The organism is Ferrovibrio sp., from assembly GCF_964218355.1.
Taxonomy (GTDB): domain Bacteria; phylum Pseudomonadota; class Alphaproteobacteria; order Ferrovibrionales; family Ferrovibrionaceae; genus Ferrovibrio.
Genome location: NZ_CAXPMC010000007.1, coordinates 91,902 through 108,414, shown reverse-complemented (window position 1 = coordinate 108,414; position 16,513 = coordinate 91,902). Strand labels below are relative to the sequence as shown.

Below are 16,513 nucleotides of genomic sequence, written 5' to 3'. Positions count from 1 at the left end.
CGGCCATCACGCGGCCATGGCGGCAGCCGGCCGCCTCAGGCGGCCAGCGGCGCGAGGAACATCTGCGGCGTGACCGCCTCGCCCTTCAGCCAGCCGGCCCCGCGGCGATACAGCGCCTCGACCTCGCGGCCCTTCAGCCCCGGCATGTCGCGCTTCACCTTGTAGCCGATCTCTTCCTGGATATAGGCCAGATGGCGGTAGCCTTCCGGCAGCACGGCCAGCTTGGCCCGGTCCAGCGCCGGTGCCTCGCGCGGATCGATCGGATCGATCCGGTCCTTTTCGTAGATCGGCTGGCGCACGACGATGCCCCAGCGGCCGTCGCGCTTCTCCAGGAAATCGTAGAAACGGCCAGTACAGACCACGTCGCAGGCCACGCCATGCACGCTGGCGCGCTGCGAGATGGTCATCTTGGTCTGGCTGATCGCACGGTTGCCGGCAATGTCGACGGCGATGCCGCCGAGGAAATGCAGGATGCTGACCCCCTTGGCCCAGCCCTCCTGGCTGACGCGGATGAAATCGGGCGCCGGCCCCTGGAACCAGGTGGCCATCATCCAGCCGTCATCGTGCCAGACGCCGCGGAAACGCTCCCAGTCGCCGGCATCGCGCCAGACCACCCAGTTCTGCAGCAGCTCGCGGATGGCCAGCTGGTCTTCCCGATCCGGATTCATTTTTGCCCTCCCGGCACGTATGATTTGACGTGAGCCGCTCTTGACTCGGGCAGTTCACATATGTAAACTGGTTCATAATATGAGACAGAAGAACCCGACGCCTGTCAAGCCGGCCGCCGCCCGATCGGCCGCCACCGTCAAATCGGCAGACCGCGTGCTCGATATTCTCGAGGCGGTCAGCATGGCACCGGGACGGATATCCTTCTCGCAGCTGATGGACGATCTCGACATTCCGCGCAGCAGCCTGTTCCAGCTGCTCGGCAACCTGATGGCCCGCGGCTATCTCGAACAGGACGCGGCCACGCAGCGCTATCTGCCCGGCCCGCGCATCGCCGACCTGGCACGCGGCCGGCCGGCACCGCAGCTGCCGGCCGTGGTGCTGCCGCTGGTGGAGAAACTGAGCCAGGAGACCAACGAGACCGCCGGCTTCTACCTGCGCGACGGCGATTTCGTCACCGCGATTGCCACCCGCACCGGCGGCCAGGCACTGGCCTATACCATGCGGGTCGGCGAGAAGGCGCCGCTCTATGCGATCTCGTCGGGCAAGATCGTGCTGGCGCATATGCCCGATGCCGAGGTGCGCGCCTATCTCGCCCGCACCAGTTTCGAGAAAATCACGCCGCAGACCCTGTCTTCGGCGAAGCAGGTCTGGGAGCAGGTGCGCACCGCCCGCGAGGAAGGCTTTGCCTATGCGCGGGAGGAATTCACGCCGGGCATCATCGGCATCGCCACCGCGGTGCTGGCCGGCGGCCGGCTGGCCGGCACGGTGAACCTGGCCGTGCCCACCGTGCGCTACAGCCGGCAGAATGCCGCCCTGTTCCGCCAGCGCCTGCGCATTTCCGCCGGGCTGCTCGGCGAGGCCATCGAACAGGCCGGGCTGGCTGGCTGAAAACAGGCCGGCTGAAAGCGGGCCGGCTGAGAGACGGCGGCACCTTGATTTTTTACCTCTGAATTCTATATATGTTCATCCGTATTGATGAATGCCCTGTCGTCAGCAGACAGATGGGTACCCATGTATTCATCCGGCTCCGGGCCCGGGCCACCCCCGCGAACCGGGGCCCGCGAGCCCGCCACAGGCTGAAACGAACCGCCACGAACCGGAAAGGAGCCGAGACGAACCGCGACGAACCGAAATGAACCGTCGCGAACCGCGACGAACCGGACCGGACCCAGATGAGCCGGCCCCAGATGAACCGGCCCCAGATGAACCGGACCGGGCCACAGGAAACCCTCCGGGGCCGTCCTATTCCGCCGCGTTGCGTTCGGCGACCGAGATCCGCACCCGGTTGCGGCCGGCCGCCTTGGCGGCATAGAGCGCGCCGTCGGCCCGGTCGATGGCATCCTGCACGTCGCGGTCGTCCTGGCCCAGCACGGTGCAGCCGAGGCTGACGGTCAGCGTCACCGCCGCCGCCCGGCCGTTGCCATCCGTGCCGAGATCGACCGGGCTGGCGCCGATCGCGCCGCGCACCCGCTCGGCGTAGGAAACCGCGGCGGCGATGTCGCTTTCCATCAGCAGCACGACGAATTCCTCGCCGCCGAACCGCGCCACCAGGTCGCTGTCGCGTGCCGCCTGCTGCAGCCGGCCGGCCACCGCGCGGATCGCCACGTCGCCGGCGGCGTGCCCATGGCGATCGTTGACCGCCTTGAAATGGTCGATATCGGCCACCACCACCGCCAGCGCCCGGTCATAGCGCCGGGCATAGGCAACTTGGCGGGCGGCGGCATCGAGGAAGGCACGGCGGTTGAGCAGCCCGGTCAGCGGATCGGTCTCGGCCAGGCGGCGCAGCCGTTCGAGATCGGCCGACAATTCGCGGGTTTCCTCGGCCTGGTGGTCGATCTCGCGTTCCGCCTCCTGCAGCTTCTCCTCGGCCAGGCCGAGGCGACGCAGCAGCGAGCGCAGGGCCCGCGACAGCAGCACCACCTCGCGCGCGCCGCCCAGCCGCGGCAGGGTATGCACATGGTCGTCGCGGCCGATCCGCTCGGCCTCGGCGGTCAGCTGCCGCACCGGCCGGGTCAGGCGGCCGGCGAGGATCCAGGCCGCCAGGCCGCCGAGCAGGCTGAGGCCGAAGCCGACCAGCAGGATCGCCTGCGCCAGATCGCGCACTGGCTGGCTGGCGATGGCGGCCGGCTGGCGCGCCAGCACGATCCAGCCGAGGCCGGGATAGCTGCGGTACCCGCCGGCAACGGCATAGCCGGTCAGCCAGCCCGCCTGCTGTCCCTCCAGCAGCCCCATGCCGCCCGGCTGCGCCTGCACCCGCGCCAGCTGCGCGGCATCCAGCAGGCGCGCGCCGGTATTGGGGCCGAGCAGCACGCGGCCCTCGCTGTCCAGCACCAGGATCTCGGCGCCGGTGAAATGCTCGTTCACCGCCAGCACCGCGCGGCGGGTTTCCTCCGCCCAGTCCCAGCTGAGATGCGCGCCCAGCACGCCGATCACCGCCCCGTCCGCGCCATGCACCGGATAGGCGACATCGACGAAGCGGAACGGCTCGCGGCCGGTGCGCGGCCCCAGCAGGCCGGCCAGCAGCACAGCCTCGTGCACGTCGCCGATGAAGGGGCCGGCCAGGCCCGAGGCGAACCACGGCCGCTTTGCCACCGAGGCGCCGTCCAGCATGCCGCGGGTGGCGGCGCGCACGGTGCCGTCGGCATCGGCAAAGCCGATCCAGGCATAGTCGGGAAAGCTCGCCTGCAGATGCTCGAGGGTCCGCCGCAGCACCGCCGGCTCGGTCTGCCAGACCGGCTGCAGGGTTTCCAGATCGGCGATGATGCCGATCTCGCGGTAGCGCTCGAACATGCCGCGGTCGAGCCGGTCGGCCATGGAGGCGGCCAGTTCGGCCAGCTCGCGGCCGATCAGCTCGCCGGTCTTGCGCTGCCCGATCAGCGCCGCCGCCAGCGAACCGGCCGCCACCAGCAGCACGCAGAGAATCATGGTGGCAAGGGCGATCTGCGCGCGCAGCGACAATCGGTCAGAGACGGAAATCCGGTCCATCCGCATCAGGTGTACCTCGCCCTCCAGGCTGATACGGGGTATTTGCCGCTTTTTCCCGCCCGGGGCAATCACCCGCCGGTGGCGTCCGCGGTCACTTCATCGCGCGTCAGGCGGTATAGAGGTCCTTGTACTGGTCGCGCAGCAGGTTCTTCTGCACCTTGCCCATGGTGTTGCGCGGCAGGTCCTCGACGAAGAAGACCCGCTTGGGCAGCTTGAACTTGGCCAGGCGGCCATCCAGCGCCTTCAGCACGCCGGCCTCGTCGAGCGAGGCCCCCTTGCCCAGCACCACCACGGCGGTGACGCCCTCGCCGAAATCCGGATGCGCCACGCCGATCACGGCGGATTCCACCACGCCGGGCAGTCCATCGATCTCCGTCTCGATCTCCTTCGGATAGACATTGTAGCCGCCGGAGATGATCAGGTCCTTGCCGCGACCGACGATATGGACATAGCCGCCCTCGTCGACCTTGCCGAGATCGCCGGTGATGAAAAAGCCGTCGGCGCGGAATTCGGCCGCCGTCTTCTCCGGCATCCGCCAGTAGCCGCCGAAGACATTCGGCCCCTTCACCTCGATCATGCCGATCTCGCCCTGCGGCAGCGCCGCGCCGGTCTCGGGATCGGTAACCCTGAGGCTGACTCCCGGCAGCGGGAATCCGACCGTGCCGGCGATGCGCTCGCCGTCATAGGGATTGGAGGTGTTCATGTTGGTCTCGGTCATGCCGTAGCGCTCGAGGATGCGGTGGCCGGTGCGGGCCTCCCAGTCCCGGTGCGTATCGGCCAGCAGGGGCGCCGAGCCGGAAACGAACAGGCGGATATGCTTCACCAGGTCCTTCGTCAGTGCCGGATGCTGCAGCAGCCGCACATAGAAGGTCGGCACGCCCATCATGCTGGTGGCGCGCGGCAGCTGGCGGATCACCTCGTCGGCATCGAACTTGCTGAGAAAGATCATCGCGGCACCGGTCAGCAGCACGATGTTGCTGGCGACGAACAGCCCGTGGGTATGGAAGATCGGCAGCGCGTGCAGCAGCACGTCCTCCCGCGTGAAACGCCAGTAATCCACCAGCGTCAGCGCGTTCGAGGCGAGATTGCCATGGCTGAGCATGGCGCCCTTGGACCGGCCGGTGGTGCCCGAGGTATACAGAATGGCGGCCAGATCGGTGGCCGCCCGTGGCACGGCGGTGAAATCCGGCGCCGCCGCGGCAGCCTTCTCCATCAGCGTGCCGTCGCCCTTGCCGCCGAGCGTCAGGCAGTGGGCAACGCCAAGCTTCGCCGCCACCGGCGCCAGCTCCTTCTCGGCCGCGGGACGGCAGACCACCACGCGCGGTTCGGCATCGCCGATGAAATATTCCAGCTCCGTCAGCGTGTAGCCGGCATTCAGCGGCAGGTAGACAGCACCGGCGGCGATCACGCCAAGATAGAGGATCAGGGCCTCGGCCGATTTGTCGACCTGCACGGCGACACGGTCGCCCGGCTGTACCCCTAGGGCCTGCAGGGTGTTGGCAAACCGCCCGGCCAGAGCGAAGGCATCGCCATAGGTGAAGACGCGCCCCTCGCCGGTCTCGATGAAACGGCGGCCGGGATCGGCGATACGGGAACGGATCAGGGTGTAGAGGCTGTCGGACATGGCGGCGGAGACGTTTCCTCGGTCTGGATTTCTGCCGCCTATTAACCGGGACCGGGCCGGCCAGCGCAAGGGTCCGGACCCGGTCAGCGCTCGAAGCAGGCCAGCTGCTCGCGGCTAGTCTGTGCCATCCGCGCCCGCAGAATGCTGGCGCGGCGCAGCACATAGCTGTCGGGCCGGCCGGCATCCCAGTGCCGCGGACTGGGCAGGATGGCGGCCAGGCGGCTGGCCTCGTTGCGGTCCAGCCGGGCGGCCGGATGGCCGAAATGCGCCTGCGCGGCCGCTTCGGCGCCGAACAGCCCGTCCCCCATCTCGGCGATATTGAGATAGACCTCGAGGATGCGCCGCTTCGGCCACAGGGCATCCAGCAGCAAAGCCAGCGGCGCCTCGATCGCCTTGCGCAGGAAGCCGCCGCCGGGCCACAGGAACAGGTTGCGGGCAACCTGCATGGTGATGGTGCTGGCACCCCGCAGGCGGCCGCTCTCGCCGTAATCCTCGATGGCGTCCTGCACGGCGGCAAAGTCGATGCCATGATGCAGGCAGAAGCGGCCATCCTCGGCCGCCACCACGGCACGCGGCAGGCTGGCGGCGACGGCCTCCAGCCCGACCGGCCGGTAGGCGACCAGCGCTCCGCGCTCGAGGCTGCGGATCACCATCAGCGGGGTCGCTGGCGGATCGACGAAACGGTACAGCAGCAGGCCGCCCAGCCAGAAGCCGAGCACGGCCAGCAGGGCGGCCTTGGCGAGGCGAATCAGCAGCCGTCTCATGACCGCAGCAGACCCCGAAGCGGCCGGAAACTCAACCGGGTGCCGCCACCGAGTCCTGTGGACACGGGCCGGTGGACAGGCTTAACTCTTCCGGAACGGGGAGAAAACAATCCGATGCTGCAGGGCAGCGCCATCCTGCTTCTGTCCCTGGGCTATCTCGGACTGCTGTTCGCGATCGCCCATCTGGGAGACCGCCTTGCCGGACGCTGGTACCAGGGCCGCAGCGGTGCGGTGATCTATGCCCTGTCGCTGGCGATCTACTGCACATCCTGGACCTTCTACGGCTCGGTCGGGCGTGCCGCCTCGTCGGGCACCGATTTCATCCTGATCTATGTCGGCCCGATCCTGGCGATCACCGCCGGCTATCCGGTGATGGCAAAGATGATTGCCGTTGCCAAGCGGCAGAATGTCACATCGATCGCCGACTTCATCGGCTCGCGCTATGGCAAGAGCCGCGCGGTGGCGGTGCTGGTGACCCTGATCGCCGTGATCGGCGTGCTGCCTTATATCGCCTTGCAGATGCAGGCGGTCAGCATCACCTTCGAGGTGATGGTCGGCAGCGACATGGCGCATCTGCTGGATGCCAACCTGCCACCGCCCTGGCGCGATACCGCCATCTTCGTCGCCGGCATCATGGCCCTGTTCACCATCCTGTTCGGCGTGCGCCATGTGCAGGCAACCGAACAGCATCGCGGCATGATGCTGGCCATTGCCTTCGAGTCGCTGGTCAAGCTGGCGGCCTTCTGTGCCGTCGGCATCTACGTGGTGTTCGGCCTGTTCGACAGCGGCAACACCCTGTTCGACCGGGTGCGCGCCGAGCCGGAGCTGGCCGAGCGGCTGAGCGGCAGCATCGGCAGCAACTGGCTGGTGATGACCCTGCTGTCGGCTTTTGCCTTCCTGTGCCTGCCGCGCCAGTTCCATGTTGCCGTGGTGGAGAATGCCGAGGAGAAAAGCCTGAAGGCGGCACGCTGGCTGTTTCCCGGCTACCTGGTGGCGATCAATCTTTTCGTGGTGCCGATTGCCGCCGCCGGCCTGCTGATCATGCAGACCGGCTCCAACCCGGATGTCTTCGTCATCACCGTGCCGATGCTGTTCGACCAGCTGTCGCTGTCGGTCTTCGCCTTCATCGGCGGCCTGTCGGCGGCGACATCGATGGTGATCGTCGCCTGCATGGCATTGTCGACCATGGTGTCGAACGAACTGGTCACCCCCCTGCTGCTGCGCTCGCGGGCAGGCGGCTCGGGCGAGGTCGGCCAGATCGTGCTGAACGTGCGGCGGGCCGCGGTCGTTCTGATCCTGATTGCCGCCTATATCTACCACAGCTGGATCGCCGGTTATCTGCCGCTGGCCTCGATCGGCATGATCTCGTTCTGCGCCGTGGCGAATTTTGCGCCGCCGCTGCTGTTCGGCCTCTACTGGCGGCGGGCCCATCGCCACGGCGTCATCGCCGGCCTGGGGGCGGGCTTTGCCGTCTGGCTGCATTCCCTGCTGCTGCCATCCATCGAAGGTGCCGCGGGCGGCGGGGCGATGCGGGCACCGCTGACCAGCATGATGCCGCCACCGGTCAGCGGTTTCGACCCCATCCTGCAGGGTTTTGTCGCCAGCCTGCTGGCCAACACCGCCCTGCTGGTTCTGGTTTCGCTTCTGGCCCGCGCCCGCCGCCGCGACATCCAGCAGGCGGAGATCTTCGTTTCCGGCAGCGGCCGCCCCATTGTCCCGGCGGCGGCCGATACGGCCCATGACCCGCGCATCGACGAATACCGGGCCCTGGCTGCCCGCTTCATCGGCCTTGACCGCGCCGCGCGCGCCTTTGCCGGCCGGCAGATGAGCGCGGCCGAGGCGGTGGCCTTTACCGAGCACCTGCTCAGCGGTGCCATCGGCGCCGCCTCGGCACGCATCGTCATGGCTTCGGTGCAGGGGCGCAGTCCGCTCAGTCCGAAAGCGGCCCGCGCGATGCTGGGCGAAGCTTCCGAAGCGATCCGCCACAATCTCGACCTGCTGCGCACCACGCTGGACCATATCAGCCAGGGGATCGGCGTGTTCGACGGCGGCCGCCGCCTGGTTGCCTGGAACGAGCGGTTCTTCGACCTGCTGGGCCTGCCGCCGGGGCGCGCCGAAAACGGCATCCCTCTGGATGCCCTGGCCGGCGACACCGCTCCCGACCTGATCGAACTGCTGGGCTCGAATGCCGATGGCCTGCGCATCTACGAAAAGCGCCAGCCCGATGGCCGGGTGATCGAAATCCGCACCGACCCGATGCCGGATGGCGGCCAGGTCGCCACCTGCACCGATATCAGCGAGCGGGTGCGCGCAGCCGAGGCATTGCGCGATTCCGAGCGGGCCATGCGGGTCTACACCGACAACGTGCCGGTGCTGATCGCCTATGTCGATCACGAGGAACGCTACCGCTTCTCCAACATGCTGTTCCGCCGCGCACTGAACCTGACGCAGCAGCAGATCGACGGCCGCAGCGTGCGGGAAATGCTGTCGGAAGAACGCTACAGCCGCCTGAAGCCTTTCATCGATGCCGCACTGGCCGGCAACCGGCAGAGTTTCGAAACCGAATTCCCCACCAACGACGCCAAGATCGAAGTGGCGCACGGCACGTACATTCCGCATATCGACGAACGCGGCAAGGTGCTCGGCTTCTTCCTGCTGTACCAGGACATCACCGAGCGGCGGCGCGCCGATGCGGCACTCCGCGCCGCCTATGAAGGACTGGAACGCCGGGTGGCCGAGCGCACGGCAGAACTGCAGCTCGCCATCCAGGAGCTCGAACATTCCCGTGCCGAAGCCGAAGCGGCCAACCTGGGCAAGACCCGCTTCCTTGCCGCTGCCAGCCACGACCTGCTGCAGCCCCTGCATGCGGCGCGCCTGTTCACGGCGGCCCTGTCCGAACGCGAGCCGGACAATCCGCTGGTGGCCAAGATCGACCATGGCCTCGGTTCGGTCGAACTGCTGCTGGATGCCCTGCTCGACATCTCGAAGCTGGATGCCGGCGCCGTCAAACCGGAGATCCGCCCGGTTGCACTCGGGCCCCTGCTGGACTCGATCGTCGCCGGTTTCGCGCCGCTGGCGGCGAAACGCGGCGTGACCCTGCGCCTGGTGCATACCGAGGCCACCGTCAGCACCGATGCCGCCCTGCTGCGCCGCGTACTGCAGAACCTGGTCGCCAATGCCATCCGCTATGCGCGAACCGACCGCAGCGACCGGCGCGTGGTGGTCGGCTGCCGCCGCAACGGCGACCGCATCCGCGTCGATGTCTGCGACAACGGCCCCGGCATTCCGGAAGACAAGCGCAGCACCATCTTCCAGGAATTCGCCCGCCTCGACCGCGGCAGTGCCAGCGGCGACGACAGCGAACGCGGCCTCGGCCTCGGCCTTGCCATCGTCGACCGCATCGCCCGCATGCTGGATACGCCGGTCACCCTGCAATCGGTGTACGGGCATGGCTCGGCATTCTCGGTCAGCCTGCCGAAGGCCGTCGTCGAGCCGGCCCGGCCCGCCCCGGCCGGCATTGCCGAGCCGGCGATCGCCGGTTCGCTGGCCGGCAGCTTCATCCTGTGCCTCGACAACGAGGCCGGCGTGCGCGAGGCCATGGTGACCCTGCTGGAAGGCTGGTCCTGCAACGTCGCGGCGGTGGCTTCACTGGCCGATGCCCGCCAGGCACTGGCGGCTGCAGGCCGGGCACCGGACATCATTCTGGCCGATTTCCACCTGGATGACGGCGAGCCCGACGGCCTGGAAGCGATCGAACGGCTGCGCCAGGACTGGGGCCTGCATCTGCCGGCCATCCTGATCACCGCCGACCGCGACCAGGACATGCGCCGCCGTGCCGCCGCCATGCAGGTCGACATCCTGCACAAGCCGGTGAAGCCGGCTGCGCTGCGCGCCCTGATCAGCCAGCGGCGCCGGCCGGGGCGTGCCGCCGATGACGGTGCGCTGGCGGCGACCGGCGAGGATTGAGGCCGGCCGCCGCCCTCAGGGGCCGTCGATGGCGAAATGCCGGGCGGCGATCACCGCCTGGGTGCGGCTGCGGACGCCGAGCTTTTTCAGGATCGCGGTCACATGCGCCTTCACGGTGGCCTCGCCGACCGAGAGTTCATGCGCGATCTGCTTGTTCAGCTTGCCCTTGCTGAGCAGGGTGAGCACACGGAACTGCTGCGGGGTCAGCTCGCTGACCCGGCGGGCGAAATCGCCCGGCACCGCATCCGCGGCACCGGCACCATCGGCGCCATCGGCCTCGGGGGGCAGCCAGACCTCGCCATCCAGCACCGCCTGCAATGCGCTGGCGATGGTTTCCAGCGGCGCCGATTTCGGCACAAAGGCGGCGGCGCCGAATTCGATGGCCCGCCGCATTACGGCCGGATCGCGGGTCGACGACACCATCGCCACCGGCACGGCGGGATGGCTGGCCCGCACCGCGGCCAGGCCGGCAAAACCGTCCATACCCGGCATGTCGAGATCGAGGATCAGCAGATCGACATTGTCCTGGCCATCCAGCGCGGCCCGCGCCCCGGCAAGGTCGCCGGTGCCGATCACCGATACCCCGGCCAGCGCCTGGCGCAGCGCCTGGCTCAATGCCTCGCGCACCAGCGGATGGTCGTCTGCGATGATGATTGTGAGCGCCGCTTCTGCGCCGGCCTTGCCCGTCCCCGTCATGCCGTCAGGGTAGACCAGCCTCCGCCGGGCAGCAAGGCGAAGACCCGATCCGGCCGGCACTGGACAGCAGGGGGCTGGCGGGCTAGTGCAGGCGCTGCCGTCCGGTCCGACAGGGAGATCCGCCATGCCCCAGCCCGCCGCCAGCCAGCCAGCCGCCAGCCAGCCCCGGCCCGCCAGCGCCCCGCCTGTCGATGCCATGCCTGTCGATGTCACCGCCCTGGCGCGGCAATGCAGCAGCGGCCAGCCCCGGCACAACTGGACGCGGGCAGAAATTGCGGCCCTGTTCGCCCTGCCGTTTTCCGACCTGATCTTCCTCGCCCAGCAGGTGCACCGGCGGCATTTCGATGCCAACGCGGTGCAGATGAGCAGCCTGCTCAGCATCAAGACGGGGGGCTGCCCGGAAGACTGCGCCTACTGCCCGCAGAGCGCCGCCTTCGAGACCGGGGTCGAAGCCGGCAAGCTGATGGATCTCGAGGCAACCCTGCAGGCCGCCCGCGCCGCCAAGAAAGACGGGGCCAGCCGCTTCTGCATGGGCGCCGCCTGGCGCAACCCCAAGGACCGCGATATCGAGAAGGTCGGCCGCATGATTGCCGAAGTGAAGGCGCTGGGCATGGAAACCTGCGCCACGCTGGGCATGCTGACCCCCGATCAGGCGCAACGTTTGCGGGCTGCCGGCCTCGATTACTACAACCACAACCTCGACACCTCGCCCGAACATTACGGCGCCATCATCACCACCCGCACCTACCAGGACCGGCTGGACACGCTCGCCCATGTGCGGGCGGCGGGGATGAAGGTCTGCTGCGGCGGTATCGTCGGCCTCGGCGAAAGCAGCGATGACCGCATCGGCCTGCTGCACAGCCTGGCCACCCTGCCGGCACATCCGGAAAGCGTTCCGGTCAACATGCTGGTGCAGGTGGAAGGCACGCCGCTTGCCGGTCAGGCAAAGCCCGATGGCATCGACTTCGTGCGCACCATCGCCGTGGCCCGCATCGTCATGCCGGAATCGGTGGTGCGGCTGTCGGCCGGCCGCGAGGAGATGAGCGACGAACTGCAGGCGCTGGCCTTCCTCGCCGGCGCCAATTCGATCTTTCTCGGCGACCGGCTGCTGACCACGAAGAACCCCGGCCAGGACCGCGACGGCGCGCTGTTCGGAAAGCTGGGTATCACGCCGATGCCCTATGCCACCGCCGAACTGGACAGCCCGGCCGCGGCGGAATAGGGATCAGCTGCCGATTTTCGCAGTCTGGGCGATTCGCTCCGCCGCCGGCAGGCGCAGGCCATAATGGTGAAGCCGCGTGCCTGAATAGAAGATCAGGTACAGTCGGCCGTCCTTGACCGCAGCATGGCCGCGCCCCCGGCGATCCACTTCGTCCTTGGTGACATAGTCGAGGTCGAAGCTGAATCCGTCGAGGCCGGCAAAGCGGCCGGGCTGAATGTTCTTCGCATCGGCCAGCGAAGTGCTGTAGAGCTTCGCCAGTGTCGCTTCCCACAGCTCGACAACCTCTACCGGGGTCATGCTGTCGCGAAACACGAAGGTCGCATCCTTTTCGGTGCCGGACAATTTCAGGATCGGCTCCCCACTCCTGACCCCACCAATGAAAAGGATGCCGTTCAGCGCCGGGCCGTCTGCCGTCCAGTAGCCGACCGGAGCACTGCTTTCGAGGCGCAGCTGGTTAATCTTGTTCCAGGCGATGTCATTCTCCACCGTGAAACCGGCCACTTCCGTTTTCGCCGGCGGCACGAGGCTGTATGGCGCACAGGCGGCAGCCACCCCAAGCAGCAGGGTCACCGCAATCAGGCGAAATATCTTTCTGGTCTGCATCACACGCTTCTTTCCAAGTAGCTCTTGATGATCATGCGGTCGTCGGCTTCCGGTTTCAGCTCCAGATACCGGCGGAAAGACCCACGGGCGGCATCGTGCTGGCTGTCCTTGCGCTGAATCTGCCCCAGGGCGCGCCAGGCCTCGGGCGGACAGCCGCCAGCGGCAAGCGCCTTTTCGTAGGTCTCACGGGCAAGCCTGCGGTCGCCGTCGCCGTCCCGAAGACGGTAGACTTCACCCTCGAAATAGATCAACTCGCCATCCTCCGGCGTCTCGGCCTGCAGGCGGCGCAGCAGCACCAGCGAGCGGTCGTACTGGCGCAGGCGAAGTTCGTCTTCCAGCAGCAGGGCCCTGATCTTGCTGATATGCGTCCGGTAGCGGTCCGCATGCCTGTCGCCGCCGCTTATCTGCTGTGCCCTACCCTTCAGCGTCTCCATCCGTTCCTGCTGCGCCGGATGAGTGGCAAACAGCACGCTGGGCGATTGGCGGTTGGGATCGGCCTCATCCTCCTCGATCAGCTGCTGCCAGACCTCGGAGGCCGCCATCGGCCGGTAACCGGCCGCAGCCATCCGCTGCAGACCGATTTCGTCGGCTTCGCGCTCATGCTCGCGGCTGTAGGAATACTGCCCGGCGATCAACAGCAGGTTGGCAAGATCGCCGGCCGCCCCCACCCCGGCCAGCGCCAGACCCATGCTGAGAAAGATGCCGACATCTGCGCGCGCCTTGGCATCCCGCATCCGCGCCAGTCCATGCTTCTGGGTGTAATGTCCGATCTCATGCCCGATGACGGCGGCGAGCTGCGCCTCGTCCTTCGCCCTCAGCAGCAGCCCGCTATTCACCTGCATCATGCCGTTGGGAGCCATCGAGGCATTGAAATACGGCGCCCGCAGCAGATACACGCGCATATCCGCATGCAGGTCGGGGCTGAGCCGCCGGACGATATCCGTCAGATAGGTATTCCAGTCAGGGTCGCGGACGCGATAGCGCGACCGCTCGACATTACGTTCGACCCGGTCGACGATGTACCACAATCCCCCTTCGTCGGTATCCGACTGCGGCCGGTAGCCCGCCGTCATCGGCGCTTCATTCGCCATGTTGGTGACGCAGCCGCCGAGGCCCAGCAGCCCGCAGGAGCAGAGCCCGCCGAGAACACTGCGGCGGTGCGGTGCGATCATTGCGGCAGCTGCGACAGCAGGGCCTGCGCGGTATTCTGCGCACCTTCAGCGTTGCGGAGGTCGCCGTTGCCCCGCGCCAGCAGGTTGAACCAGACGACGTTGCCGGTCTCGAGATCGACCAGCGAGGCGAAGCCGACCTGCTGGCCGCCCGGCAGCGCCACGCCGAAGGCTGCCGCGGCCAGGAACATCATCACCGCACGGCCGCCGCTGGTGTAGCTGTCACGCATCCAGACGAATAGCGCGTAATCCGCCTTGTGGCTCTCTTTCAGCGCCCGCGCCTCGGGTCCGAGACTCCACTCGAACCGGTCCGCCTTGGTCGGCAGCCCGTTTTCCGGCGTATACTGGTGCAACAGGATTGACCTGCCGACTGCCCCGTGCAGCTTGATCAGCTGGTTGGAGAGATCCTTCTCCACACCAGCATCATTGTCGTCAAAAATCGCCAGCCGCACATTCCGCGACTGGTTCTCGGTGCGGATCGCCTCCAGCAGCAGCTTGTTCGCCGTCTCGGTCCAGTCCGCCCGGGGTTCCGGCAGGCCGCCGGCCGACAGCAGCGACAGCTCGACGTCCAGAGGCATCAGGATGATTTTAGGCTGCTCGCCGTCGGTTCTGTTGAGCGTGGTTGTCAGCTGGTGTGTTCTGGTGTTGCAGGCCGCAAGCGCCAGCATAAGGCCAATGGCAACAACAATTCTGCGCACCATGGCACCCCCCCAATATGTCCCCACGACTATTTATACGGGAACTGTTCTGGCGGGCAACAGCCCAGTGGTGCGGACCGGAAGAATTCTCACGGCAAACGGGACAGGGGGACCGGCAGCTAGCCCTGCCGCCCTAGCCCTGCCGCCCGGTCGCCGCCTCGATCTGCTTCGCTGTGCTGTACTGGCTGAGCGCGTAGACCGCCCAAAGGGCTGCCGGAATCCAGCCGATCAGGGTGATCTGCAGGATCAGGCAGATGATGCCGGCAATCGGCCGGCCGATGGTGAAGAACAGCAGGAAGGGCAGGAAGATCGCGATCAGCAGGCGCATGGCCGTCGGCTCCGGATTGTCATCACTGCTGCGAGCCTAGGCGATTCGGCGCTCTCCGCGCCAGCCCAGAACGATCAGCAGCTGGGCCGCCACATAGCTGATCCAGATCGCGGCGCCGGCCGCCGGCACCGGGGCGACGAACTTGTTCAGGGCAATCAGGGAGTCCGACAGCATGAACAGCACGGCTCCCGAAAGGACGAGGCCGCGGCCGGGCAGCAGCGCGGCCGCCAGCGCCATCGCGGTGATCGCCCCGATATAGGCAACGACCGGCCCGGCCAGGGCGCCGAGGCCGGGCAGCAGCACCGCCAGCATCCCGGCCACCGCCACGACAATCGCCGCCATTGCCAGCAGCCGCGGACCGGGCAGCGCAAGGGGCCGCGGCCGGTGGCGCAGGAACTGCCAGAGATAGATCAGATGCGCCAGCAGGAAGCTGCCCAGCCCGGCCACGAACAGGCCGGCGGGATCGACTGCGAGAAACACATCGCCGGCGGCCGACAGCAGCAGCGCCAGCCCCAGGCGCCGCGCATCGGCATCGCCATCGCGGGACCGCCACAGCGCCAGCGCCAGCAGCGGGCAGACCGCCCCCTTCACTGCCGCCGCCAGCCAGACCGGCAGCAGCAGCCAGGGCTGCGCGAGATAGACCGCCGCCAGCACGAGCGCGGCACTGACGGGCAGCAGAAACGACAGCGGCGCGCCGGAGGGATTCCGGCGCGCCGCATCGTTCATGGCAGAGATACGGCCTCCCTGCCGGGCGCCTTACTTGCCCAGGCTCGGATCGATCTGCTTGCAGGCGTCGACCAGGCCCTTCACGGCATTGGCCGAATGCTCGAACATCTTCTTCTCTTCGGCATTCAGCTCGATCTCGACGATCTTCTCGACGCCGTTGGCGCCGATCACCACCGGCACGCCGACATACATGCCGGACTGCCCATACTTGCCACCATCGAGCCAGGCGGCGCAGGGCAGCACGCGGCGCTTGTCCTTCAGGTAGCTCTCGGCCATCTCGATGGCCGACGACGCGGGCGCGTAGAAGGCCGAACCGGTCTTCAGCAGACCAACGATCTCGGCGCCGCCGTCGCGGGTGCGCTGCACGATCTTGTCGATCTTCTCCTGGGTCGACCAGCCCATCTTGATCAGGTCGGGCACCGGGATGCCGGCCACGGTGGAATAGCGGATCAGCGGCACCATGGTGTCGCCGTGGCCGCCCAGCACGAAAGCGTTCACGTCGTTGACCGAGACGTTGAATTCCTCGGCCAGGAAATGGCGGAAGCGGGCACTGTCGAGCACGCCGGCCATGCCGATCACCTTGTTATGCGGCAGGCCGCAGACTTCGCGCAGCACCCAGACCATGGCATCGAGCGGGTTGGTGATGCAGATGACGAAGGCGTTCGGCGCATGGGCCTTGATGCCGGCGCCGACCGCCTGCATCACCTTGATGTTGATGCCCAGCAGGTCGTCGCGGCTCATGCCCGGCTTGCGGGCGACACCGGCGGTGACGATGATGACATCCGAACCGGCGATGTCCTTGTAATCCTGGGTGCCGCGCAGCTTGGCATCGAAGCCCTCGACGGCGCCGGCCTGCGCCATGTCGAGCGCCTTGCCCTGCGGCAGGCCTTCGACCACGTCGAAGATGGTGATGTCGCCGAGTTCCTTCAGGCCGGCCAGCAGGGCCAGGGTGCCACCGATATTGCCGCCGCCGATCAGGGCGATTTTGTTGCGCGCCATGGGAAAAACCTCCGGAAATGGCTGATAGTCAGGGGTGGAAACGGTCGGCCCAAGGGGTACCGGG

14 protein-coding genes are annotated in these 16,513 nt (G+C 67.5%); 3 read left to right on the top strand and 11 right to left on the bottom strand.

Annotated elements, in window-relative coordinates; all coding sequences use genetic code 11:
* Positions 1–35: 35 nt before the first annotated feature.
* A complete protein-coding gene (locus ACEQZY_RS03115) occupies positions 36–668 on the bottom strand; it encodes a nuclear transport factor 2 family protein (protein ID WP_341705704.1) in 633 nt (210 codons plus the stop codon).
* A 79-nt stretch (positions 669–747) separates the two neighbouring features.
* Here ACEQZY_RS03115 and ACEQZY_RS03110 point away from each other — a divergent pair, with 79 nt between their 5' ends.
* The gene (locus ACEQZY_RS03110; RefSeq protein ID WP_370152184.1) at positions 748–1,557 is read left to right on the top strand and encodes an IclR family transcriptional regulator; all 810 of its coding nucleotides are present in this window, start codon (positions 748–750) and stop codon (positions 1,555–1,557) included.
* A 354-nt stretch (positions 1,558–1,911) separates the two neighbouring features.
* Here ACEQZY_RS03110 and ACEQZY_RS03105 read toward each other — a convergent pair whose 3' ends face one another.
* From ACEQZY_RS03105 to mtgA, 3 genes are all read right to left on the bottom strand, one after another.
* On the bottom strand, positions 1,912–3,654 hold the full coding sequence (locus ACEQZY_RS03105; protein ID WP_372530173.1) for a diguanylate cyclase: 1,743 nt from the start codon (positions 3,652–3,654) through the stop codon (positions 1,912–1,914).
* 106 nt (positions 3,655–3,760) lie between these two features.
* Entirely contained in the window at positions 3,761–5,278 is a 1,518-nt protein-coding gene (locus ACEQZY_RS03100; RefSeq protein ID WP_341703468.1) for a malonyl-CoA synthase, read from the bottom strand.
* Between the two features lie 83 nt (positions 5,279–5,361).
* Positions 5,362–6,042 (bottom strand): monofunctional biosynthetic peptidoglycan transglycosylase, encoded by a 681-nt coding sequence (gene mtgA / locus ACEQZY_RS03095; protein ID WP_370152178.1) that lies wholly within the window; start codon positions 6,040–6,042, stop codon positions 5,362–5,364.
* 114 nt (positions 6,043–6,156) lie between these two features.
* Between mtgA and ACEQZY_RS03090 the strand changes: the two genes are divergently transcribed.
* Positions 6,157–10,008, top strand: coding sequence for a NahK/ErcS family hybrid sensor histidine kinase/response regulator (locus ACEQZY_RS03090; RefSeq protein WP_341703470.1), 3,852 nt, complete (start codon positions 6,157–6,159; stop codon positions 10,006–10,008).
* A gap of 15 nt (positions 10,009–10,023) precedes the next feature.
* Here ACEQZY_RS03090 and ACEQZY_RS03085 read toward each other — a convergent pair whose 3' ends face one another.
* Complete coding sequence (locus ACEQZY_RS03085) at positions 10,024–10,704, bottom strand: response regulator transcription factor (RefSeq protein WP_341703471.1); 681 nt, start codon at positions 10,702–10,704, stop codon at positions 10,024–10,026.
* A gap of 196 nt (positions 10,705–10,900) precedes the next feature.
* On the opposite strand from ACEQZY_RS03085, the gene bioB reads away from it, so the two are divergent.
* On the top strand, positions 10,901–11,926 hold the full coding sequence (gene bioB / locus ACEQZY_RS03080; protein WP_341703494.1) for a biotin synthase BioB: 1,026 nt from the start codon (positions 10,901–10,903) through the stop codon (positions 11,924–11,926).
* A 3-nt stretch (positions 11,927–11,929) separates the two neighbouring features.
* On the opposite strand, the gene ACEQZY_RS03075 is transcribed toward bioB, so the two are convergent.
* From ACEQZY_RS03075 to mdh, 6 genes are all read right to left on the bottom strand, one after another.
* Entirely contained in the window at positions 11,930–12,529 is a 600-nt protein-coding gene (locus ACEQZY_RS03075; RefSeq protein ID WP_370152174.1) for a hypothetical protein, read from the bottom strand.
* On the bottom strand, positions 12,529–13,701 hold the full coding sequence (locus tag ACEQZY_RS03070) for a M48 family metalloprotease (RefSeq protein WP_341703474.1): 1,173 nt from the start codon (positions 13,699–13,701) through the stop codon (positions 12,529–12,531). The genes ACEQZY_RS03075 and ACEQZY_RS03070 overlap by 1 nt, the downstream gene beginning before the upstream one ends.
* A complete protein-coding gene (locus ACEQZY_RS03065; RefSeq protein WP_341703475.1) occupies positions 13,698–14,399 on the bottom strand; it encodes a hypothetical protein in 702 nt (233 codons plus the stop codon). Before ACEQZY_RS03065 ends, ACEQZY_RS03070 begins: the two co-directional genes overlap by 4 nt.
* A gap of 130 nt (positions 14,400–14,529) precedes the next feature.
* Positions 14,530–14,724 (bottom strand): YqaE/Pmp3 family membrane protein, encoded by a 195-nt coding sequence (locus tag ACEQZY_RS03060; protein ID WP_341703476.1) that lies wholly within the window; start codon positions 14,722–14,724, stop codon positions 14,530–14,532.
* Between the two features lie 36 nt (positions 14,725–14,760).
* Complete coding sequence (locus tag ACEQZY_RS03055) at positions 14,761–15,450, bottom strand: lysoplasmalogenase (RefSeq protein ID WP_370152169.1); 690 nt, start codon at positions 15,448–15,450, stop codon at positions 14,761–14,763.
* 30 nt (positions 15,451–15,480) lie between these two features.
* Positions 15,481–16,449, bottom strand: a complete 969-nt coding sequence (mdh, locus tag ACEQZY_RS03050) for a malate dehydrogenase (RefSeq protein WP_341703478.1) — start codon at positions 16,447–16,449, stop codon at positions 15,481–15,483.
* Positions 16,450–16,513 lie beyond the last annotated feature (64 nt).